We start from the raw sequence: 19,009 nt of genomic DNA, 5'->3' as shown, positions 1-19,009 counted from the left end.
GTGACGATCGAGGAATCCGACGGGCCTACCGCCGATCAGGTCGACGCCGTCATGCTCGCGGCCCGAGTGCTGGTCGGGGTGACGGCGTCGTCGGTGGCCGCGGTGGAGGACCGGATCACGTTGCCGCAGCTGCGGGTCCTGGTCATGATCTCCAGCCGCGGCCCGCTCAACCTCGCCGCGGTGGCGGCGGGCCTGGGCGTCCACCCGTCGAACATCAGCAGGGCGTGCGAACGACTCGTCGCCGCCGGGCTGCTCGACCGCACCGACAACCCCGCGGACCGGCGCAACCTCGTGCTGGAGCTGACGGCGGAGGGCCGCACGCTCGTCGCCCAGGTCGACCGGCAGCGGCGTGACGCCATCGCGAGGATTCTCGACGGCATGCCGCGACAGCGTCGCGCGAGCCTCGTCCCGGCGCTGCGCGCGTTCGCCGACGCGGCGGGCGAGACGGCCCCCGATGCCTGGCAGCTGGGCTGGACGACCGCCTGACCCGCGAGGTCCCCGGGTGCCGAGGGGCCCGACCTCGTCCCCCGGGTTCTCGGGCGCGGCGAGGTCAGGACTCGTCGTCGCCGCGGAGCAGTCGGCAGTCCCGCTCGACGTCCTGCCACTGCTTGCGCGCGTCCGGATCGCGGTCCAGCCAGCGCTGCGCGGACTCGGCCGCGTCGGCGTCGCCGTGCTCGGCGAGGACGTGCAGGTCGACCAGATCGTCGAGGATGTGCTCTTCCATCGCCCCAGGATGAGGCCGTCGAGGCCGGTGGGCGCGAATCCGGCGCGTTCAGGTGACAGACTTCACGCAATCAATGCGTAAGCGCAACGATTGCGGGTAGCGTATGAGCGTGAGTGTCGTGCGGCCCAACCAGATGTGGACGCCGTCGCCGGTCGCGACGGTCGCCGTACGCGCGATGCAGCTCGGCCGGTTCGCGGGCTCGGGCGTCGCCGCCGACTGTCCCGCCGAAGGCGCCGACGACGCTGCGCGCCATGAGGTCGGTGCGGGCGACGTCCGTGCCGTCGGCGATTCTGCCGGGAGGGCCGTCGGCGCTCCTGGCAGGGGCGAGGACGGCGTCGCGGAGGCGGGCGGCCCGGGCGACCGACCACGCGGCGGCCCGTCCGTCCTTGCACGGTGCATCTCGGCCGTGCACGCGGTGGCGGAGCTGCTCAGGGACGCCGCCCGGGCGTAGGCGCCGGCCTCAGGAGGCGAGCCAGTCGTCGAACCGGGTGGGGGTGATCCGGGCGTCGCCCCGGGGGACGAGCGAGCCGGGCCGCAGTCGGGTGCCGAAGTAGCGCGCGTCCGGCGAGCCGACGACCACCCGCGGGTCGCCCGTGGCGGCCAGTGTCGCGCCCACGAACTCGGCCATCGGCCGCGCGTCGGGCCCGGCCACGTCGAAGGTCCCGGCCGGTGGGCCGACGACGACCTCGGCCAGCAGTGCCGCGACGTCGCCTGCGGCGACCGGCTGGAACTGCGCGGCGGGCAGGACCACGCGGTCGCCCTCGGTGGCGCCGTCGGCGATCGGGGCGATGAACTCGAAGAACTGGGTGGCGCGCACGATCGTGAACGGGATGCCCGATGCCGTGATCAGCTGTTCCTGGGCGGTCTTCGCGCGGAGGTAGCCGGAGTCGGGCAGCGTGTCGGTCCCGACGATCGACAGCGCGACGTAGTGCTCGACCCCGGCCGCGCGTGCCGCGTCGACCAACGTCCGCGTCGACGTCGTGAAGAACCGCAGCACGTCCTCGTCGGCGAACGAGGGCGAGTTGCTGACGTCGACGAGCACCTGCGCGCCCGCGAGCGCGTCCGCCACACCGGCGCCCGTGAGCGTGTCCACGCCTGTCGACGGTGAGGCCGGGACGGCCTCGTGTCCCGCGGCGCGCAAGCGCTCGACCAGCGCCGACCCGACCCTGCCACTGCCACCCACCACGACGATCCGCACGACGATCCCGCCTCTCAACTCGGATAAAGACTGTCCGGAAACAATACCCGGACAAGATGTGTCCGAGTCAAGTAGGCTGCGCGGGTGAAGATGTCCGGGGGAGTCGAGTGGGCGCTGCACTGCTGCGTCGTGCTGACGGGCGCGACCGAGCCCGTTCCCGCGGCGCGGCTCGCCGCGTTCCACGACGTCTCGCCGACCTACCTGGCCAAGCAGCTCCAGGCGCTCTCGCGCGCGGGGCTCGTCCGGTCCGTCCAGGGGCAGGCCGGCGGCTACCAGCTCACCCGCGACCCGCAGGCGATCACGGTGCTCGACGTCGTCGAGGCCGTCGACGGCCGGCAGTCGGCCTTCGTGTGCACGGAGATCCGGCAGCGGGGCCCGTTCGCGGCCACCCCCGAACAGTGCCGGGTGCCCTGCGGGATCGCGTCCGTCATGTACGACGCCGACCGCGCCTGGCGTGACTCGTTGCGCGCCACGACGATCGCCGACCTGGCCGGCCGTGTCGGGCGAGACGTCGGACCCGAGACGCTGCCGCGGGCCCGGGAGTGGATGGCCGGTCGCTCGGGGTGACCGAGCTCGTCGCCGGCTCGCGGGTCCGGCGGGTCGCGGGTCGACGTCACGTCGGGGGTCCGGGTGGCGTAGACGAGCCCGATCCGGCTCGCCGGGCGGGCATGGCGACGTGATCGCCGCCGGCGGGACCTCAGCGCGTGCAGGTGCGCTCAGGTCCCGGGGACGGCGATCGACGAGCACGTCGTGGCTGTCTGGTGGGCTCCGCTTGCGGGGGCTGCCACGTGAACGTCACTGCCCGGCGAGGCGAGCGACGAGTCCGTGGCAGGAGGGTGATGGCCCGTCCTCAGGACGCCCAGTGCGTCCCTGAGGTTCCGGATTCGATGCGTTCTGGGAGTCGCGGGTCGCGGTGGTGGACTGCGGGGTCGGGGACTGCGGGGCGGCGGGCCGAGTGGGCCGGGTCGCAGACTATGGGCTGTTCGTCGGCCAGGCCGGTCGTGATCGCCGTTGACGGGACATGAGCGCACGCAGCTGCCCTCATGTCCCGCGGATGCCGATCACTACCCGCGCCGCGAGGCGTGACTCCGGCATCCGCAGCCGCCGGGCGGTGGACGCGGGTGGGGGTGCCCCGGTGACGGCTCCGCGAGGTGACCCCGCGGCGCGGCGCGGGAGTCACGGGGCAGACCGCGTCGGTCCCGAGGCGGTCGCGCGCAGGGACAGGTTCTGCTGCACCCGGGGCCGTAGACCGTCGGCCTGCCGTCGGCGAGCCTCGGGGGGACGATCTGGCCATACGGGAAGGACGGCGATGGCGACCCCCCGGACGGACGTGCGAGAGCCCGCCGTCGACGACGCGACGGCCCGCACCCTGCACGAGCGGATGCTGCTCATCCGGCGCGCGGAGGAACGGCTGATCGTCGCCTGTGCCGACGGGAGTCTGCCCGGCGGCGTGCACCTCTACATCGGCGAGGAGGCCGTGGCCGTCGGCGCCTGCTCGGTGCTGACCGACCGCGACTACATCACCAGCACCCACCGCGGCCACGGGCATTTTCTCGCCAAGGGCGGCGACCTCGACGCCATGTTCGCCGAAATCTGGGGCAAGGCCACCGGCATCTGCAAGGGGATGGGTGGCTCGATGCACGTCGCCGACGTGTCGAAGGGGATCCTGGGCGCCAACGGGATCGTCGGGGCCGGGTTCGCGATCGCGACCGGCGCCGCGTGGGGCGCGAGGCTGGAGGGCGAGGGCCGCGTCGCGACCTGCTTCTTCGGCGACGGCGCCGCCAACCAGGGCTCGTTCATGGAGAGCATGAACGTCAGCGCCGCGTGGGAGCTGCCCACGGTGTTCCTCTGCGAGAACAACGGCGTCTCCGAGTTCACCGTCACCTCGACCGTGACCGGCGGGGTGCTCGCCGACCGGGCGCGGGCGTTCATGCCGGTCGAGGTCGTCGACGGCAACGACGTGCTCGCGGTCCGGGCCGCCGTCGGCGCGGCGGTGGAGCGGGCCCGGGCGGGCGGTGGACCGTCGTACGTCGAGGCCACGACCTACCGCATCCGCGGCCACCTGGAGGCCGAGCAGCACATGCTCGGCGGCGGCACCTACCGCAGCGCGGACGAGATCGCGGCATGGCAGGCCGACGACCGCGACCCGGTGCTGCGCTCGGCCCGGCGACTGCTCGACGCCGGAATCTGCGACGCCGCCGAGCTCGAGCGGATCGACGCCGACGTCCGCGCCCGGGTCGAGGCGGCCGTCGCGTTCGCCGAGGCCGGACCGGCCGCGGACCCGGAGCTCGCGCCGCAGCTCATGTTCGGCCCGACGGCGTAAGGGGAGACCTCATGGCGCGCAAGCGGTTGATCACCGCCATCAACGAGGCCCTCGTCGAGGAGCTGGAACGCGACCCGAAGCTGATCGTCTTCGGCGAGGACGTCGAGCTGGCGATCATGGGCGACACCCGCGGGCTGGTCGAGCGCTTCGGGCGCGACCGCATCCGCAACAGCCCCATCTGCGAGCAGACGTTGACCGGGATGGCGGTCGGCCTGGCGTCGGCGGGCTACCGGGTGGTGCTGCACCTGATGTTCAACAACTTCATCTACACCGGCATGGACGCCATCGGGAACCAGATGGCCAAGCTCCGCCTCATGACCGGCGGCCAGATGGAGCTACCGATCACGGTCGTCGCCGGCTACGGCGGGGGCAACTCGAACGCCGCCCAGCACTCCGACACCGCCTACTCGGTGCTGATGAACCTCGGCGGCATCCAGGTCGCGGTGCCGACGAACTCCGCGGACGCGAAGGGCCTGTTCAAGACGGCGGTCCGTGGCGCGACCCCGACGTTCTTCCTCGAGGCAGCCGGGCGCGGCGGCGAGATGGGCGAGGTCCCCGACGGGGAGCACCTCGTCCCGTTCGGCCGCGCCACGGTGGCGCGCGAGGGCACGGACGTCACCGTCGTCGCCATCGGCCGGATGCTCAAGCCGACCCTGCGCGCCGCGAAGGCGCTGGCCGACGACAGCATCTCCGCCGAGGTGATCGACCCCCGCACCCTCGTCCCGTTCGACGAGGAGACGGTGCTCGCCTCGGTCGCGCGGACCGGCCGGCTGGTCGTCGTCGACGAGGCCCGGGACCGCTGCAGCGCGGCGAGCCAGATCGCGGCGGTCGTCGCCGACCGGGGTTTCGACTCGCTGCGCGCGCCCGTCCGCCGGGTGACCGTCCCCGACGTCGCGCTGCCGTACGCGTCCAACGCCGAGGCCGCCCTGATCCCCGGCCCGGAGCGGATCGCCGAGGCCGTCCGCAGCGTCACCGAGAAGCAGTTCGCATGAAGATGACGCTGAAGCTCGTGCGAGTCGGCATGAACATGACCGAGGGCACGATCGTCGCCTGGCACAAGGAGCCCGGCGACCGGTTCGTCCCCGGCGACGTGCTCTACACCGTCGAGACCGAGAAGGTCTCGCACGACGTCGAGGCGACCGCCGACGGGACCCTCGTCGAGATCCTCGTGCCGGTCGACGAGGACGCCGAGGTCGGGCAGGGCGTGTGCGTCGTGGAGGTGTCATGACCGGCGAGTTCGGGTTCGGCCAGCCGCACGGCGGTGTCATCCAGACGGCGTTCGTCGTCACCGACCTGCGGGAGGCCGTCGACTTCTGGACCGGCGACCTGCGCGCCGGACCGTTCTTCCACTTCCCGGAGTGGCGGGGCGGTGACCCGGTCTACCGCGGTCGTCCCAGCACCGCGGCGGTGACCATCGCGATGGGCTTCGCGGGCCGCATGCAGATCGAGCTCATCCAGCCGCTCGACGAGGAGCCGTCGGTCTACAAGGAGCTGCTCGACCGCTCGGGTCCCGGCTTCCACCACCTGGGCGTCGCGAGCGAGGACATCGACGCCGACGTCGCCCGCTACGAGAAGGACGGCTGGACACTGGCCTTCCGCGCGGGCGTCGGGAACGGCGAGGTCGCCTACCTCGACGGCGGTCCCGCGCGGCCGGGGATGATCGAGCTCATCGAGGCGTCCCCGGGCTTGGACGCGAGCTTCACCGCGATGTGGCGGGCCTCGCTGGACTGGGACGGGACGGACCCGCTGCGACCGCGGTGACGACAGGCCCGGTTGCTCGTAGCGTGTGCGCGGTGACCGACCCGACGCTGGGCGAGCTGATGGTGGGCGTGGAGGGGCTCGCGCTGCTGCGGCTGCTCCACGCCGACGCGGCCGAGGCCCGGGCCGCGAGGCTCGCCGAGACCCGCGACGTCCTCGACCGGCCCGACCGCGGCTCGCCGCTGGGTACCGAGGTCGACGTCGACGAGGGCTACGTCCAGTGGTCCGGGTCCTACGACGGCCCGCTGCGGCTGTTCGCCGTCGAGGGTGCCGCGGTTCGCCCGCGGATCGACCCGTGGCCGGCCGGCACCGTCCTCGACGCGGCGTGCGGCACGGGGCGCTGGTCGGAGTACCTCGCCGGGCGGGGGCACACCGTCGTCGGGGTGGACCGCTCGCCCGCGATGCTCGCGCTCGCCCGGCCGAAGATTCCGGACGGCCGGTTCCTGGAGGGCAGGCTCGACGCGCTCCCGCTCGACGACGCGTCGGTCGACGCCGCGATCTGCGCGCTGGCGATGGTCCACCTCGCCGACCTGGCCCAGGCGTTCGCCGAGCTCGCGCGGGTGGTGCGGCCGGGCGGGCGGGTGGTCGTGAGCGACGTGCACCCGTTCCTCGTGACGCTCGGGTGGCAGGCGCAGTTCGCGGGCCGCAACGGGCGGGCGTTCATCCGGCTGCACCCCCACCTGCTCTCCGACTACGCCACCGCGGCGTTGGAGGCCGGGCTGCAGGTGCGCGGTGTCGCCGAACCGGTGCTGACGCGCGAGGCCGCGGCGACACCCACGGCGACCCTCATCCCGGAGGCCAACGAGGCGGCCTACGTCGGACTGCCCGCCGTCGTCGTCTGGGAGCTCGCGCGTCCGTGACCGGGCGTGCCGCGCCCGGGCACACCACCGTTGCCACGCACCCCGTCGCGGGCAGAACATCGAGGGACGAGCGTCGCCACCACCGGCGCGACCCGGAAGGACCGAGCATGGATCTCGTCACCGAGGACAACATCACCGAGCTCGCCGTGGACCGGTGGGCGACCGCCCACGACTCCCGCACGGCCGAGCTGCTCAGCGCCCTGGTCCGGCATCTGCACGACTTCGCCCGCGAGGTCCGCCTGACCGAGGCCGAGTGGATGGCCGCGATGCGCTGGCTGACCCGCACCGGCCAGATCAGCGACGACCGCCGCGAGGAGTTCATCCTGGCCTCGGACGTGCTGGGGCTGTCGATGCTCGTCGTGCAGATGAACAACCGCCTCGACCCGGCCGCGACTCCCGCGACCGTGCTGGGCCCGTTCCACATCGACGGCTCGCCGGAGCGCGGCTACGGCGACGACATGTCCGACGGGCTGCACGGCACCCCGCTCTACGTCCACGGCACGGTCCGCGACCTCGACGGCAAGCCCGTCGCCGATGCCGTACTCGACGTGTGGCAGGCCGACACCGACGGGCGCTACGAGTCGCAGGTCGTCACCGACGAGGCGCGGCTGCGGGCCAAGTACACCTCCCGCGCCGACGGGGAGTACTGCCTGCGCACCGTCGCGCCGCTGGGGTACGCGATCCCGATGGACGGGCCTGTCGGCGAGCTGGTCGCGCGCACCGACATCAGCCACTTCCGGCCCGCGCACATGCACTTCCTGATCGCGGTCGAGGGCTACGAGCCGCTGATCACCCACCTGTTCCGGGAGGGCGCGCAGTACCTCGACAGCGACGTCGTCTTCGGGACGAAGCAGGAGCTGGTGGTGCCGTTCGTCGAGCACGAGCCGGGTCCCGCGCCCGGCGGCGGCCACTGTGACGTCCCGTTCCTCGTCGCGGAGTACGACTTCGTGTTGCAGCCCACGGCCCGGTAGCCGCGTGTCCGGTTAGGCTCCCCTGCGCGTCGCCCGTCGTGGGACGGGCGCCGGAGGAGGAACGGTGCACGGCCGGACGAACCACGACGGGGACCCCACGCGACTGCCGCTGTCCGGGGTCCGCGTCCTGGAGCTGGGCAACTACATCGCGGCACCGACCGCCGGACGGCTGCTGGCCGACTTCGGCGCCGACGTCGTCAAGGTCGAGCGTCCGCGCACCGGCGACGAGCTGCGCAACTGGCGGCTCTACGCCGGGACGACGTCGATGCTCTATCGGACGATCAACCGCAACAAGCGGTCGGTGACGCTCGACCTGCGCTCGCCGGAGGGCCGCGAGGCGGTGCTGGCGCTGGCCGCGCGCTCGGACGTCCTGCTGGAGAACTTCCGGCCCGGGACGCTCGAGAAGTGGGACCTCGGGCCCGACGTGCTCGACGCGGTCAACCCCGAGCTCGTCGTCGTGCGGGTGTCGGCGTTCGGCCAGACCGGCCCGCTGTCGTCGCGGCCCGGGTTCGCCGCGGTCGCCGAGGCCATGGGCGGGCTGCGTGAGCTCGTCGGCGAGGAGGACCGCCAGCCGGTGCGGGTCGGGGTGTCGATCGGCGACTCGATCGCGGGCCTCTACGCCGCGTTCGGCGCGATGATGGCCCTGTTCGAGCGCGAGCGCGCGCGTGCCGCCGACGCGCGGGTCCCGGTGTCGGACAGGACGATCGACGTCGCGCTGAGCGAGGCCGTCTTCTCGATGATGGAGTCGCTCGTCCCCGACCATCTCGCGTACGGCGTCGAGCGGCGCCGGACCGGCGGGCGGATGGAGGGCATCGCGCCGTCCAACGCCTACCCCTGCGCGGACGACTCCAGCGTCGTCATCGCCGGCAACGGCGACGGCATCTTCGGTAGGCTGATGACGCTGATCGGCCGCGCCGACCTGGGCGCCGACCCGGACCTGGCGGCCAACGCGGGCCGGTGGGCCCGGCGCGACGAGCTCGACGACGCCATCGGCGCCTGGACGGCACAGCACCCCCGAGCCGAGGTGCTGCGGCTGCTGGAGGAGGCGGGCGTGCCGGCGGGTCCGATCTACACGGCTGCCGACATCGTCGCCGACGAGCAGTTCAGGGCCCGCGACATGATCCAGTACCTGCCCGTCGACGTCGGCGGGGACGCCCCGCGCGAGGTGGGCTTCCCCGGCATCGTCCCGGTGCTGGGGGAGCGGTCGCTGCCGATCCGGTCGCTGGGCCCGGATCTGGGCGAGCACACCGACGAGGTCCTCGCCGAGCTGCGCGCCGACCCCCGCAGCTGACCAGGTCGGGCGTCAAGGTCTCGTCAAGGACCGTTGTCCGCCGGGCCCGCCGGGTGTCAGCTGGTCGGCATGGGGACCAGGACGTGGGCAGGGCCGTGGGCGCTGACGTGGGCGGTGGTGCTGCCCGTCGCGACGGCCGCGGTTCTCGGGCTGCTGCGTGCGGTGGTGGTCAACACGAGCGCCTCACTGATCCTGGTGCTGGTCGTCACGGCGGTCGCGGTCCGTGCCGAGCGGGCCGCCGGCCTCCTCGCGGCGGTGATCGCCGCGCTCGCCTTCGACTTCTTCCTCGCGCCGCCCTTCTACGAGCTGACGATCTTCGAACGAGCCGATCTCGAGACCACCTTGTTACTCCTCGCCGTCGGTGCTGCCGTCACCGAGCTCGCGCAGTGGGGCAGGCGGGAGCGGGCGCGCGCGAGTCGGCGTGAGGGCTACGTCGCGGGCGTGGCCGGGGTCGCGCGGATGGCCGTGGACGGGGCCACGTCCGACCTCGTCACGACGGTCGGCGCGATGATCGCCGAGGTGCTCGACCTCGACCGCTGCGAGTTCCGGCCCGGACCGCCGCGCCCCGATCGGCCCCGGCTGCACCCGGACGGGAGCGTCACGTGGAACAGGCGCCCCGTCGACGTCGGACGCGAGGGCCTGCCCACGATGGACCGCATCGAGCTGGCGACCGGCCGCGGCGACGGGGTCTACGAGCTGACGGCCTCGACCCGCGTCCGGCGCCCCGACCTGGAGCGACGGCTGGTCGCGGCGACCCTGGCCGAGCAGGTCGACACCCGCCCCACGGCGTCTGCTCATATGAGCGGCTCCGGCGTCCAGGACCGCGGCAGCGGCTCGGGCCCGTCGTAACGCGTGCACCCGCAGCGGTGGACACCCTGGATCCCGTTGAGCCGCAGCACCTCCGAGCCGTGGCAGCGGGCCTCGCCCTCGTGCGTGCCGTAGCCGTGACCGCACGAGCAGATCTCCCGTGCGCCGGGCCGTGGGCCTCGACCCCGGCGGCGTTGCGAGGCGCGGCCGATGAGGTAGCCCGCCCATCCCGGGACCAGTGCCAGCAGCGCGCCGACGAGCAGCGTCGTCGTGGTCGCGTCCATCGGTGTGCTCCTTGCCGGTCGTCGTGGTGCTCAGCCGTGGTGGCGGATCGAGGCGCGTTCGTAGAGGCGGCGCGACCACGCGAACCCGGCGCCCGCGATCACGACGCACCAGCCGAGCGCGAGCCACCCGGTCGCGCCCGCCGGGGCCGTGCCCGTCAGGAACGTGCGCAGCGTCTCGATGACCGGGGTGAACGGCTGGTACTCGGCGAACCAGCGCAGCACCGTCGGCATCGAGTCGGTGGGCACGAACCCGCTGCTCAGGAACGGCAGCAGGATCAGGAACATCGGGGTGTTGCTCGCCGTCTCGACGCTCTTGGCCTTCAGCCCGAGCGCGACCGCGAGCCAGATCATCGCGAGTCCGGCGAGCGCGAGGATGCCGATCGCGCCCAGCCAGCCGAGGACGCCGGCAGTCGGCCGGAACCCGACCGCCAGCGCGACGGCCGTGACGACGGCGAGCCCCACGAACACCTGCAGGAGACTGCCGATGACGTGGCCGGTGAGCACCGCCGTCCGCGAGATCGACATCGTCCGGAACCGGGCGACGATGCCCTCGGTCATGTCCATCGCGATCGAGATCGCGGTGCCCTGGACCGCGCCGGCCACGGTCATGAGCAGGATGCCGGGGACGACGTAGTTCGCGTAGGCCGCGCGGCCGGTGAGGCCGGCCGCCGACCCGGGCAGCCCGCTGCCGAGCGTCCCCCCGAAGACGTAGACGAACAGCAGCAGGAACACCACGGGCATCCCGACGAGCAGGACGGTCAGTGACGGGTAGCGCAGCATCCTCCGGACGTTGCGGCGCAACATGGTGCGGGAGTCGCGCAGCGGCAGGGCGGGGGCGAGGGCGGTCATCGGACCAGCTCCTTCTGCTGGGCCTCCGCCGCGGGGCGGGGGCGACCGGTGAGGGACAGGAACACGTCGTCGAGGTCGGGACGGTGGACGGTGAGCTCGTCGGCCTCGACGTGTGCCGCGTCGAGGCCGTCGAGCACGGCGCGCAGCGAGCGGACCCCGCCGTCGGCGGGGATCTGGAGGGTCAGGGTGTCGTCGTCGCGACGTGCCCGGGAGAACGTCCGCGCGGCCGTGTCGAAGGCGGCGCGGCCGGTGAACCGGACCTCGATGTGGCCGCCCGGGATCATCCGCTTGAGCTCGGCGGAGGTGCCCTCGGCGACGATCCGGCCGCGGTCGAGCACCGCGATCCGGTCGGCCAGCTCGTCGGCCTCGTCGAGGTACTGCGTGGTGAGGAAGATCGTGACGCCGCCGGCCGCGAGATCGCGGACGACGTCCCACATCATCCGGCGGGTGCGCGGATCGAGACCGGTGGTGGGTTCGTCGAGGAAGATCACGGCCGGGTCGCCCATCAAGGTCATCGCGAGGTCGAGCTTGCGACGCATCCCGCCCGAGTAGGCCGACGGTGCCTTGGCGGCCGCGTCGACGAGGTCGAACTGCTCGAGCAGCGCCGCGGTGCGCCGTCGTCCATCGGCCCGGTCCAGGTGCAGCAGATCGGCCATGAGCCGCAGGTTCTCCTCCCCGGTGAGCAGGTTGTCGACCGCGGAGAACTGCCCCGTGACCCCGATGGCGCGACGAGCGGCATCGGGGTCGGTGGCCAGGTCGTGACCGGCGATGCGGACGGTTCCGCCGTCGGCGGCCAGCAGGGTCGTGAGGATGTGGACGGTCGTGGTCTTGCCGGCGCCGTTGGGTCCCAGCAGGGCGAAGACGGAGCCGGCAGGGACGGCGAGATCGATGCCGTCGAGCACGACCTCGGTCCCGAACGACTTGCGCAGGCCGGTCGCGAGGACGGCCTCCGGGCGGGTTGCGGACATGGGTTGTCTCTCCTCGTTGATCGGGAGCTCTCGGTGGTCTCGGGACGGCATCAGGCACGGCGGACGACGATGTCGCCGCCGGCGGTGCGGGCGTGGACCTCGACGGTGTCGGTGAACCCGTCCGGGTTGTCGCGGGGGTTGAGGGAGTTGCGGATCCGGCCGGACGCGGAGCTCACGTCGAGCCATGCGGCCGTCCCCGCCCGGATGCCGACCTCGAGGACGCCCGAGGTCGTCACCAGGTCGACGACGCCGCGCGCGACGTCGTCGACCCGGACGCCGCCGTAGGCGGTGCGGGCGGTGACACCCGCCTCCGCGCGGTCGACGCGGATGTCCCCGTAGAGGCCGGTGACCTGCAGGTCGCCGCCGACGTGGCCGACACGGGTCTCGCCGTAGTCGTTCTTGAGGACGCCGCCCGCGTCGAGGGTGCGGACGTGCAGCTCACCGGCGCTCGTCGTGAGCTCGGCGTCGTCGGTGGCGCGGTCGACGCGGATGTCGCCGTAGGCCGTACTCGCCTGCAACGGGCCGGCCTGCTCGACCCGGATGTCGCCGTAGCGGGTCGTCAGCCGGCACTCGCCGAGCGGGCCCGCGCACCGGTACTCGCCCATCGCGAGCGTGGCCTGGATCCGGGTCCCGGCCGGCGCCTCGATCAGGACGTCCTCCGCGGCGCTGCCGCGGAGCCGGTCGAGCGCCCAGCCGAAGCGGCGCCGGGTGGGGCCGGTGATCGCGAGGACACCCTCGGCCAGGACGACCTTCGATGTCGGCGGGCTGTCGGAGCCCGTGCTGACGGTGACCCGGGTGTCGGTGCGGTCGCCTGCCACCACGCGCACGCCGCCGTGCGGGAGGTCGACGGTGACGAGGACCGGCTCGGGGGTGTCGAAGACGTAGGACTCGTCCACGTCGCTCACCCCACCCAGCCGGTGAGCCGGCCGCTGCGCGAGCGCGCCGCGGGGTCGGGACGGTCGCGGGCCTCGAGCGCCGTCGTCGCCGCGCGGACGAGCCACGCGTTGACCGACAGGCCCTCGCGGCCCGCCGCCTCCTCGATCCGGGCCTTCAGGCTCTCCGGCGGCCGGAAGTTGATCCGCGACGTGGCGCCATCGGTGGCGTCAGCCTGGCTCGCCGGCGGCGGCTCCTCCGGTGCCGCGGTGCCGGCGGGCTCCGGCTGCGCGGGCAGGGCCACGACGAAGTCGGGCTCGCGGCCGCGCAGCCGCAGGTGGACCGAGCCGGGTGCCAGCTCACGGGTGATCTCGTCCGCCGCCACCGACAGCGCGTCGAGCAGCATCAGCCGCGTCGCCGAGTCGAGGGCGCGCACCAGCCGCTCCGCGAGCGCCCGCACGTCGTCGCCGCCGGCCTCGGCCGCGACGACCAGCTCGCGGTGCAGGCCGTCGACAAAGCCGTCGAGTTCCATGGCGCCATCATGGCGCCATGATGGCGCCATGTGCAAGTGTCACCAGCGATTTGCTCGTAGCAGGCGCAGAGCGAGGGCGATCGCGAGCCGGGTCCGCCCCGCAGGAGTGACGACCGACCAGCCCAGCGCGTGGCCGATCTGGTCGACGCGCTCCTGCAGCGTCGAATGATGGACGTGCAGCTGGGTCGCCGCGGCCCGCAGGCTCGGGTCGGCGGCCACGGCGAACAGGGTCGTCGGGGCCCAGCCGAAGCGGGCGACCACCCGCTCGATCGCGGCGACCTCGATCGACGCCGCGCCCGAGTCACAGCCGTCGGCGAGGGCGAGCAGACCCGTGACCTCGGCGGCATCGACGCTGGTGGGGCCGGGCTCGTCGGGTGCGGTGGTGAGACGCAACGCGAGCCGGGCCAGCTCGTGCGAGAGGGGCAGGTCGTCGAGCCCGACCGCAGGCCCGACGGCGTGCCGCGCGGGCCGGGGACCGGGGGTCCCGGCGGCCTCGACCGTGACGACGAGATCGCCGGGCCGGACCGCGACCCGGCTCCCCGCGGGCGGCGCGCCGGTCCCGACCGTGACGACGAACGCGTCGCCGACCAGCGCGAGCCGGCGCGCGGCCGCCCGCCGGACCTCCGGCGCCGCCCCGGGATCGACCAGCAGCTCGACGGCAGCCGGGTCCTCCCGCCGGCCCAGCGGCCGGGTGCGGTCGAGCACGATCCGCGCGGTCGCGGCCATCCGCTCCAGGATCACGGCGTCGAGCGCGTCGCGGGCGGGGTCGCCGGCGCCGGCGGGGCGCTCGAGCCAGACGACCGCGCCGTCGTCGTCGTGCAGCGCAGCCCGGGTGCCGGTGGGCTCGCCGTCCTCGCGCCGTCCGTCCAGCAGCACGCGGACGACGGCCCGCCGGGCGGGGTCCCGCAGCCCCGCCGCGCAGCCGGCCAGCACCGCGGCGGCGCGGACGACCGCCTCCAGTCCGGCCCGCGACTCGACGAGCGCGTCGAAGTAGGCGATGGCGTGCAGCGCGGCGCCCGCGTCCGGGTCCAACGAGCTCACACGGCCCGCGAGTTCGCGCATCCCGGCAGTCTCCTTCGCCGAGCCCCGTGCCGTCGAGCAGGTACCGGGTCCGGCCCGTCAGCCGGACAGGACCCGGCGCAACCAGTTCTCGCGCGCGGCGCGGGCCTCGCGCGAGAGCGTCGCCGTGGGCACGACCGAGTCGAACCCGTGGAACGCGCCCGGCCAGACGTGCAGCTCGGCCTGCCCGCCCGCCTGCCAGAGCCGCGTCGCGTAGTCGACGGTCTCGTCGCGGAACGTCTCGACCGCTCCCGCGTCGAGGAACGCGGGCGGCAGCCCGGCGAGCGACGTCGCCCGGGCGGGTGCGGCGTAGGGGGAGACGTCCGGGCCGCCTGCGGCGTCACCGAGCAGTGCCGCCCAGCCCGTCGCGTTCGACGTCCGGTCCCACAGGCCTTCACCGTCGAGCTCGGTGCTGGACGGGGTGCGGGCACGGTCGTCGATCATGGGACAGATCAGCAGCTGCGCCGCGAGGGCCGGGCCGCCGCGGTCCCGCGCGAGCAGCGCGACGCCCGCCGCGAGCCCCCCGCCCGCGCTGCCGCCCGCGACGACCAGCCGGGACGGGTCGACACCCAGCTCGGCGGCCTTGCCCGCCAGCCACTCCAGGCCCGCGTAGCAGTCCTCGAGCGGTGCCGGGTGCGGGTGCTCCGGCGCGAGCCGGTACTCGACCGACGCGACGACCATCGGCACGGTACGCAGCCAGTCCGCGGCCCAGTCCAGACCCACCCGCCGGTTGCCCGCGACCATGCCGCCGCCGTGGATGTGCAGCATCCCGGGCAGCGGCACGGCGGGGTCCGCGTCGGCCGGTCGCAGTACGGTCAGCGCGACGTCCGGCGCACCGGCCGGGCCCGGCGCGACGTGCTCCGCCACGTCGATCCCGGCCAACGACTCCTCGGCGATCCGGTAGGCGTCGGTGATCGCGCGCAGGTCGGCGATCCGTTCGGATGTCACCGTCGGTGGGTTCACCTGGTGCACGAGGCGCAGCGCGGCCTCGAGCTCCGGGTCGAACGGCGGGTGGGTGCGGGTCATCGTCGGCTCCTCGCTGTCGGACGACCCGACGCTATGCGTGCGCCGCGCACCTCCCCAGCCGTCGCGCGGCGGGCGTGCCCCGCCGGATGGCGGGTCACGCGCCGGCCGGGCAGGTCGAGGCAGGAGGCGTGCCCCGCTCCACCGCGGCGAGCCAGGGGAGCAGCGTCGGGAGGGCGTCGAGCGCGACGAAGCCGTGGTCGACGCCGGGCAACGGCAGCGAGGTCACGTGCGTGCCGAGGGCGCACTGCCGGGCCACGAACGCCGTGGTCACCTGGGGCCGCACGAGGGTGTCGGCGCCGCCCTGCGCGACGAGCAGCGGCACGTCGAGCCGGGTCGTGCCGGGGGTGTTGGCGGCCAGCAGCCGCGCCCATGGCTGGACGAGGCCCGGATCGCCCCCGAGATAGTGTCCGACCAGCGGCGTCGCGATGTCGTGCAGCTGTGCGTTCTGGCCGATCAGGCACAGCCGCGCCATCGCCGGCGTCGCGGCGGCGCCGGCGGGGGTGAGGATCGTGTCGAGCGGTACGCCGTACGCCGCCGAGTACGCGGCGAACGCGTAGGCGCCGATCGTCACGCCCGAGACGTCGCCGATGTCGGCGCGCAGCAGGTCGGCGAGGTCGGTCGCCGGGGCCGCGGTGGCGACGCCGAGCAGGCGCAGCTCGGGTGCGTAGGCGGCGGCCAGCTGCGCCGCGAACAGCACCGCGTGCCCGCCCTGCGAGTGCCCCCACAGCAGCAGCCGGTCCGACGCCCCCGCCTCGGGCAGGGCCCGCGCGGCGCGGGCGGCGTCGAGCACGCTGTCGCCCGCCGTCGCCCCGATCAGGTAGGACGCCGGGCCGGGTGCACCCATCGCCGGGTAGTCCGCGGCCGCCACCACGTACCCGGCCCGCAGCAGGTCGGACAGGCCCTCGACGAGATCGAACGGGTCGTCGCCGACCGACGGCGCGCACCGCTGCGCGGTACCGGTCGTCGGGTGCCCCCAGGACACGACGGTCCGCCCGCCGGCGGGAGCGGGGCCTGCCGGGGCGACCACGACGCCGGAGGTGAGCAGGTCGGCACCGGTGACGTCGCGCGAGTGGTAGAGCACCCGCCACGCGATCGCGCCCGCGGGCGCGCTGCCCAGCCGCTCCGACCGCACGAGGGTGCCCGGCGCACCGGGCGGGATCGGGTCGGGCAGCGTGTAGAACGGCCCGGCGGTCCACGAGTCGACGAGTCCGTCGACGGCCCGGCGCTCGGTGTCGCTGCCGCACGACGCGAGCAGCAGGACTCCCGCGAGCAGGAGCGGCAGCCACCGCATGCGTCGGGCCCTCCCGTCGTCCGCGGTCGCCGTCGTCGGGAACGCGGACGACGATCCTCGCCCACCGGACGCCGTGGGCGCCAGTGCCCGTCGCTCGGCGCCACGGCGTCCGAGGTGGACGGGCCGTGCCCGCCAGGAGTCGGGTTTCCCCCCGCGGGATCGGGGGCGCACTCGATCGTCCGCCGCGGCCCGGGACGGCAGGGTTCTCGTCAGCAGGAACACCCCCACGGCACGAACCCCCCAGCACGAACGACACCGAGAAGAGGCCCGAGATGTTCAAGTCCCACTGCAGCACCGGCAAGTACCACAACGACAACACCTGGAACCGCGAGTGCAACGACAGCTGGTCGGAGAAGCACCACAGCTGGGACGACAAGTACTCGCACTGCTGGGACAACGGCCGCTACGACGGCAACGACGACTGGTGCGACAAGTCCTACGACGACAAGAGCTGCCACGACTCCTACGACAAGGGCTGCCACGACTCGTACGACCACTCGTCGTCGGGCTACGGCGGACACCACGTCTACAACTGAGCGACCGCGCCCGCGACCGCCCCGGTCCCCGTGACCGGGGCGGTCGTGTGTCAGAGCTCGACGACAGTGCCCAGGCCACGGGTGCCGGCCGCCCGCAACACGACCGCCGCCGCCGCGACGTCCTGCACCGCGAGGCCGACCGAGCGGTAGATCGTGCGCTGCCGGTCGTCGGTCCGCCCGGCGCGGGTGCCCGCGACGAGCTCGCCGATCTCCACGACGTCGTCGAGCGCGACGAGGCCGCGCGCCACCGCGTCGATGACGTCGTCGGCACCGGCGGGCCACGCGGTCAGGACGGTGTCGCGGTGCTCGACGACGAGCAGCGCGGAGGCCATCAGCGCCGGGTCGACCTCCCCGCCGCCACGGGCGTAGCCGACCGCGGCGACGTGGACGCCGTCGCGCACCTCGCCCGCGCGCACGAGCGGTTCGACGGCGCTGGTCGTGCCACACACGACGTCGCCCTCGCCGACGGCCTCCGCGATCGTGCACGGCGTCGCGTCGACACCGTGCGCGGCGAGATCGGCGACGATCCGCTCCGCGCGCTCACGGTTCCGGCCGCCGACGAGCACCCGGTCGAACAGCCGCTCCCGCACGACGACCCGGGCGTGCGCGAGCGCCTGCGGACCGGTGCCCGACGACCGCGAGCGTCCGCGCGTCCGGCCGCGCGAGCAGCCGCACCGACAGCGCCGAGCCCGCCGGCGGTCCGGAGCTCGGTGATCGCGTCGCCGTCGAGCAGGGCCACGGGACTGCCGGTCTCCGGGTCGACCGCCACGACGACCGCCTGGTGCACGGGCCGGCCGGCCGCCGCGTTACCGGGGTAGACCGTCAGCAGCTTCGCCGCGGCCAGTCCGAGTGACGGGCAGTACGCGGGCATGGCGACCAGGACGCCGGCGGCAGCGATCGCCGCGCCCGTGCGCGGTGGGACGGTGGCGCGGCCGGCACTGAGGTCGGTCATCGCGACGGCGAGCGCGTCCACGAGCTGGTCGAGGTCGAGCAGCTCGGCCACGGTGGCCCGGTCGAGGATGCGCATCGACGCATGATCGGCCGGGTGGGCGCCGGGGGCCCAGGGCCGTTCGGCACGTCCCGCGCGAGGTGTCCGGATCGCGCGGGATGTGCGGGTGTCGGTCGGGTCGGGGCCGGTCAGCGGTACGGGCGCCCGAGCCGGTCGGGGACCTCCTCGTACTGCCAGCGCCCGCCGACGACGGGGCAGTCCGCCGACAGCTGGTAGACCGCGCGCCAGCGGTCGTCGTCGTCGGTGAGGTAGAGCCGGGGCACCGGCGACGACATGGTGTCGTACTCGTCGTCCCTGCCGTCGGCCGGACCGCCCACGAAATGCACGGACAGATTCATGGCGCGCACCATGCCCTACCGGGGTCCGTCCGGTCCAGTCCCCTACCCCGACCGGGTCCGTCGCGACCTCGAGGCCGTGACCGCCGCCCGGGCCCGATGTCGAAGTCGGTGAGATCCCAGGTCACCGTCTCGAAGTCCGGTACGAGCTCGAGGATGCCGGAGGTGCCGAACAGCTCGATGCGGTTGCCGCCGGCCTCGAAGACGTGGAGGAACGCGCCTCGCGTGATCCCGTGGACGTCCGGACCCCGCGCCGAGCTCGTGCACTGGACGACCTGGACGCCGTCGGCCACGGCCAGGTGCACGACGTCGGCA

At 74.1% G+C, this 19,009-nt stretch carries 24 protein-coding genes and 2 pseudogenes; 12 read left to right on the top strand and 14 right to left on the bottom strand.

Translation table 11 applies throughout. The features are described from left to right. Positions 1 to 486, top strand: a complete 486-nt coding sequence (locus tag PSED_RS25015; protein WP_103379947.1) for a MarR family winged helix-turn-helix transcriptional regulator — start codon at positions 1 to 3, stop codon at positions 484 to 486. 64 nt (positions 487 to 550) lie between these two features. On the opposite strand, the gene PSED_RS25010 is transcribed toward PSED_RS25015, so the two are convergent. Further along, positions 551 to 724 carry a hypothetical protein gene (locus tag PSED_RS25010; RefSeq protein WP_013677022.1) on the bottom strand — a complete coding sequence of 58 codons (174 nt, stop codon included), beginning with the start codon at positions 722 to 724 and terminating at the stop codon, positions 551 to 553. 109 nt (positions 725 to 833) lie between these two features. Here PSED_RS25010 and PSED_RS25005 point away from each other — a divergent pair, with 109 nt between their 5' ends. Beyond that, a complete protein-coding gene (locus tag PSED_RS25005) occupies positions 834 to 1,175 on the top strand; it encodes a hypothetical protein (RefSeq protein ID WP_143770614.1) in 342 nt (113 codons plus the stop codon). A gap of 9 nt (positions 1,176 to 1,184) precedes the next feature. Here the strand turns inward: PSED_RS25005 and PSED_RS25000 are convergent, their stop codons facing one another. Continuing rightward, on the bottom strand, positions 1,185 to 1,907 hold the full coding sequence (locus PSED_RS25000; protein ID WP_233899485.1) for an SDR family oxidoreductase: 723 nt from the start codon (positions 1,905 to 1,907) through the stop codon (positions 1,185 to 1,187). A gap of 105 nt (positions 1,908 to 2,012) precedes the next feature. Here PSED_RS25000 and PSED_RS24995 point away from each other — a divergent pair, with 105 nt between their 5' ends. The 9 genes from PSED_RS24995 to PSED_RS24955 all read left to right on the top strand — a co-directional run bounded on the left by PSED_RS24995 (position 2,013) and on the right by PSED_RS24955 (position 9,974). Continuing rightward, positions 2,013 to 2,489, top strand: coding sequence for an RrF2 family transcriptional regulator (locus PSED_RS24995; protein WP_103379994.1), 477 nt, complete (start codon positions 2,013 to 2,015; stop codon positions 2,487 to 2,489). 742 nt (positions 2,490 to 3,231) lie between these two features. Next, complete coding sequence (locus PSED_RS24990) at positions 3,232 to 4,245, top strand: thiamine pyrophosphate-dependent dehydrogenase E1 component subunit alpha (RefSeq protein ID WP_013677018.1); 1,014 nt, start codon at positions 3,232 to 3,234, stop codon at positions 4,243 to 4,245. Positions 4,246 to 4,256: 11 nt separating this feature from the next. Further along, entirely contained in the window at positions 4,257 to 5,237 is a 981-nt protein-coding gene (locus PSED_RS24985; protein WP_013677017.1) for an alpha-ketoacid dehydrogenase subunit beta, read from the top strand. Then, positions 5,234 to 5,473, top strand: a complete 240-nt coding sequence (locus PSED_RS24980; protein ID WP_013677016.1) for a lipoyl domain-containing protein — start codon at positions 5,234 to 5,236, stop codon at positions 5,471 to 5,473. The genes PSED_RS24985 and PSED_RS24980 overlap by 4 nt, the downstream gene beginning before the upstream one ends. Next, on the top strand, positions 5,470 to 6,006 hold the full coding sequence (locus tag PSED_RS24975; RefSeq protein ID WP_013677015.1) for a VOC family protein: 537 nt from the start codon (positions 5,470 to 5,472) through the stop codon (positions 6,004 to 6,006). The genes PSED_RS24980 and PSED_RS24975 overlap by 4 nt, the downstream gene beginning before the upstream one ends. Positions 6,007 to 6,038: 32 nt before the next feature. Then, positions 6,039 to 6,863, top strand: a complete 825-nt coding sequence (locus PSED_RS24970; RefSeq protein WP_233899150.1) for a class I SAM-dependent methyltransferase — start codon at positions 6,039 to 6,041, stop codon at positions 6,861 to 6,863. A gap of 107 nt (positions 6,864 to 6,970) precedes the next feature. After that, on the top strand, positions 6,971 to 7,834 hold the full coding sequence (locus PSED_RS24965; RefSeq protein ID WP_013677013.1) for a dioxygenase family protein: 864 nt from the start codon (positions 6,971 to 6,973) through the stop codon (positions 7,832 to 7,834). Positions 7,835 to 7,898: 64 nt separating this feature from the next. Then, on the top strand, positions 7,899 to 9,125 hold the full coding sequence (locus PSED_RS24960) for a CaiB/BaiF CoA transferase family protein (RefSeq protein ID WP_013677012.1): 1,227 nt from the start codon (positions 7,899 to 7,901) through the stop codon (positions 9,123 to 9,125). A gap of 69 nt (positions 9,126 to 9,194) precedes the next feature. Next, positions 9,195 to 9,974, top strand: coding sequence for a DUF4118 domain-containing protein (locus tag PSED_RS24955; RefSeq protein WP_013677011.1), 780 nt, complete (start codon positions 9,195 to 9,197; stop codon positions 9,972 to 9,974). On the opposite strand, the gene PSED_RS24950 is transcribed toward PSED_RS24955, so the two are convergent. The 8 genes from PSED_RS24950 to PSED_RS24915 form a co-directional block, all read right to left on the bottom strand. Next, positions 9,920 to 10,216, bottom strand: a complete 297-nt coding sequence (locus tag PSED_RS24950; protein WP_013677010.1) for a hypothetical protein — start codon at positions 10,214 to 10,216, stop codon at positions 9,920 to 9,922. The two genes, PSED_RS24955 and PSED_RS24950, sit on opposite strands and share 55 nt — an antisense overlap. A gap of 30 nt (positions 10,217 to 10,246) precedes the next feature. After that, positions 10,247 to 11,065 carry an ABC transporter permease gene (locus PSED_RS24945; protein WP_013677009.1) on the bottom strand — a complete coding sequence of 273 codons (819 nt, stop codon included), beginning with the start codon at positions 11,063 to 11,065 and terminating at the stop codon, positions 10,247 to 10,249. Beyond that, positions 11,062 to 12,033, bottom strand: a complete 972-nt coding sequence (locus PSED_RS24940; RefSeq protein WP_013677008.1) for a daunorubicin resistance protein DrrA family ABC transporter ATP-binding protein — start codon at positions 12,031 to 12,033, stop codon at positions 11,062 to 11,064. Before PSED_RS24940 ends, PSED_RS24945 begins: the two co-directional genes overlap by 4 nt. Before the next feature lie 50 nt (positions 12,034 to 12,083). Beyond that, the gene (locus PSED_RS24935) at positions 12,084 to 12,938 is read right to left on the bottom strand and encodes a DUF4097 family beta strand repeat-containing protein (RefSeq protein WP_013677007.1); all 855 of its coding nucleotides are present in this window, start codon (positions 12,936 to 12,938) and stop codon (positions 12,084 to 12,086) included. Beyond that, on the bottom strand, positions 12,935 to 13,438 hold the full coding sequence (locus PSED_RS24930; RefSeq protein ID WP_013677006.1) for a hypothetical protein: 504 nt from the start codon (positions 13,436 to 13,438) through the stop codon (positions 12,935 to 12,937). Before PSED_RS24930 ends, PSED_RS24935 begins: the two co-directional genes overlap by 4 nt. Positions 13,439 to 13,477: 39 nt before the next feature. Then, the gene (locus tag PSED_RS24925) at positions 13,478 to 14,500 is read right to left on the bottom strand and encodes a helix-turn-helix domain-containing protein (protein ID WP_013677005.1); all 1,023 of its coding nucleotides are present in this window, start codon (positions 14,498 to 14,500) and stop codon (positions 13,478 to 13,480) included. A gap of 57 nt (positions 14,501 to 14,557) precedes the next feature. Continuing rightward, positions 14,558 to 15,523 (bottom strand): alpha/beta hydrolase, encoded by a 966-nt coding sequence (locus PSED_RS24920; protein WP_013677004.1) that lies wholly within the window; start codon positions 15,521 to 15,523, stop codon positions 14,558 to 14,560. Between the two features lie 94 nt (positions 15,524 to 15,617). Beyond that, positions 15,618 to 16,814, bottom strand: coding sequence for an alpha/beta hydrolase family protein (locus tag PSED_RS24915; RefSeq protein ID WP_013677003.1), 1,197 nt, complete (start codon positions 16,812 to 16,814; stop codon positions 15,618 to 15,620). A gap of 272 nt (positions 16,815 to 17,086) precedes the next feature. On the opposite strand from PSED_RS24915, the gene PSED_RS24910 reads away from it, so the two are divergent. Continuing rightward, a complete protein-coding gene (locus PSED_RS24910; protein WP_013677002.1) occupies positions 17,087 to 17,350 on the top strand; it encodes a hypothetical protein in 264 nt (87 codons plus the stop codon). Positions 17,351 to 17,400: 50 nt separating this feature from the next. Here the strand turns inward: PSED_RS24910 and PSED_RS35390 are convergent. From PSED_RS35390 to PSED_RS24895, 4 genes and pseudogenes are all read right to left on the bottom strand, one after another. Next, a pseudogene (locus PSED_RS35390) lies at positions 17,401 to 17,967 on the bottom strand (hypothetical protein); the annotation flags it as partial. Between the two features lie 68 nt (positions 17,968 to 18,035). Continuing rightward, a pseudogene (locus PSED_RS35750) lies at positions 18,036 to 18,377 on the bottom strand (hypothetical protein); the annotation flags it as partial. Positions 18,378 to 18,487: 110 nt separating this feature from the next. After that, complete coding sequence (locus PSED_RS24900) at positions 18,488 to 18,697, bottom strand: hypothetical protein (protein ID WP_132975726.1); 210 nt, start codon at positions 18,695 to 18,697, stop codon at positions 18,488 to 18,490. Further along, the gene (locus PSED_RS24895; RefSeq protein WP_041760006.1) at positions 18,694 to 18,999 is read right to left on the bottom strand and encodes a VOC family protein; all 306 of its coding nucleotides are present in this window, start codon (positions 18,997 to 18,999) and stop codon (positions 18,694 to 18,696) included. The genes PSED_RS24900 and PSED_RS24895 overlap by 4 nt, the downstream gene beginning before the upstream one ends. Positions 19,000 to 19,009: the final 10 nt, after the last annotated feature.

It is taken from the genome of Pseudonocardia benzenivorans CB1190 (assembly GCF_000196675.2).
GTDB lineage: Bacteria > Actinomycetota > Actinomycetes > Mycobacteriales > Pseudonocardiaceae > Pseudonocardia > Pseudonocardia benzenivorans.
The sequence above is the reverse complement of the archived record's forward strand: the minus strand, read 5'-3'. Positions and strand labels throughout refer to the sequence as shown.

What these genes read in the sequence shown, in the direction of transcription:
- PSED_RS24900 (WP_132975726.1), bottom strand. Translation starts at nt 18,697, where the DNA reads ATGAATCTGTCCGTGCATTTCGTGGGCGGTCCGGCCGACGGCAGGGAC.
- PSED_RS24990 (WP_013677018.1), top strand. Translation starts at nt 3,232, where the DNA reads ATGGCGACCCCCCGGACGGACGTGCGAGAGCCCGCCGTCGACGACGCG.
- PSED_RS24910 (WP_013677002.1), top strand. Translation starts at nt 17,087, where the DNA reads ATGTTCAAGTCCCACTGCAGCACCGGCAAGTACCACAACGACAACACC.
- PSED_RS25010 (WP_013677022.1), bottom strand. Translation starts at nt 724, where the DNA reads ATGGAAGAGCACATCCTCGACGATCTGGTCGACCTGCACGTCCTCGCC.
- PSED_RS24965 (WP_013677013.1), top strand. Translation starts at nt 6,971, where the DNA reads ATGGATCTCGTCACCGAGGACAACATCACCGAGCTCGCCGTGGACCGG.
- PSED_RS24975 (WP_013677015.1), top strand. Translation starts at nt 5,470, where the DNA reads ATGACCGGCGAGTTCGGGTTCGGCCAGCCGCACGGCGGTGTCATCCAG.
- PSED_RS24950 (WP_013677010.1), bottom strand. Translation starts at nt 10,216, where the DNA reads ATGGACGCGACCACGACGACGCTGCTCGTCGGCGCGCTGCTGGCACTG.
- PSED_RS24930 (WP_013677006.1), bottom strand. Translation starts at nt 13,438, where the DNA reads ATGGAACTCGACGGCTTTGTCGACGGCCTGCACCGCGAGCTGGTCGTC.
- PSED_RS24945 (WP_013677009.1), bottom strand. Translation starts at nt 11,065, where the DNA reads ATGACCGCCCTCGCCCCCGCCCTGCCGCTGCGCGACTCCCGCACCATG.
- PSED_RS24915 (WP_013677003.1), bottom strand. Translation starts at nt 16,814, where the DNA reads ATGCGGTGGCTGCCGCTCCTGCTCGCGGGAGTCCTGCTGCTCGCGTCG.
- PSED_RS24985 (WP_013677017.1), top strand. Translation starts at nt 4,257, where the DNA reads ATGGCGCGCAAGCGGTTGATCACCGCCATCAACGAGGCCCTCGTCGAG.
- PSED_RS24955 (WP_013677011.1), top strand. Translation starts at nt 9,195, where the DNA reads ATGGGGACCAGGACGTGGGCAGGGCCGTGGGCGCTGACGTGGGCGGTG.
- PSED_RS24940 (WP_013677008.1), bottom strand. Translation starts at nt 12,033, where the DNA reads ATGTCCGCAACCCGCCCGGAGGCCGTCCTCGCGACCGGCCTGCGCAAG.
- PSED_RS24995 (WP_103379994.1), top strand. Translation starts at nt 2,013, where the DNA reads ATGTCCGGGGGAGTCGAGTGGGCGCTGCACTGCTGCGTCGTGCTGACG.
- PSED_RS24980 (WP_013677016.1), top strand. Translation starts at nt 5,234, where the DNA reads ATGAAGATGACGCTGAAGCTCGTGCGAGTCGGCATGAACATGACCGAG.
- PSED_RS24925 (WP_013677005.1), bottom strand. Translation starts at nt 14,500, where the DNA reads ATGCGCGAACTCGCGGGCCGTGTGAGCTCGTTGGACCCGGACGCGGGC.
- PSED_RS24920 (WP_013677004.1), bottom strand. Translation starts at nt 15,523, where the DNA reads ATGACCCGCACCCACCCGCCGTTCGACCCGGAGCTCGAGGCCGCGCTG.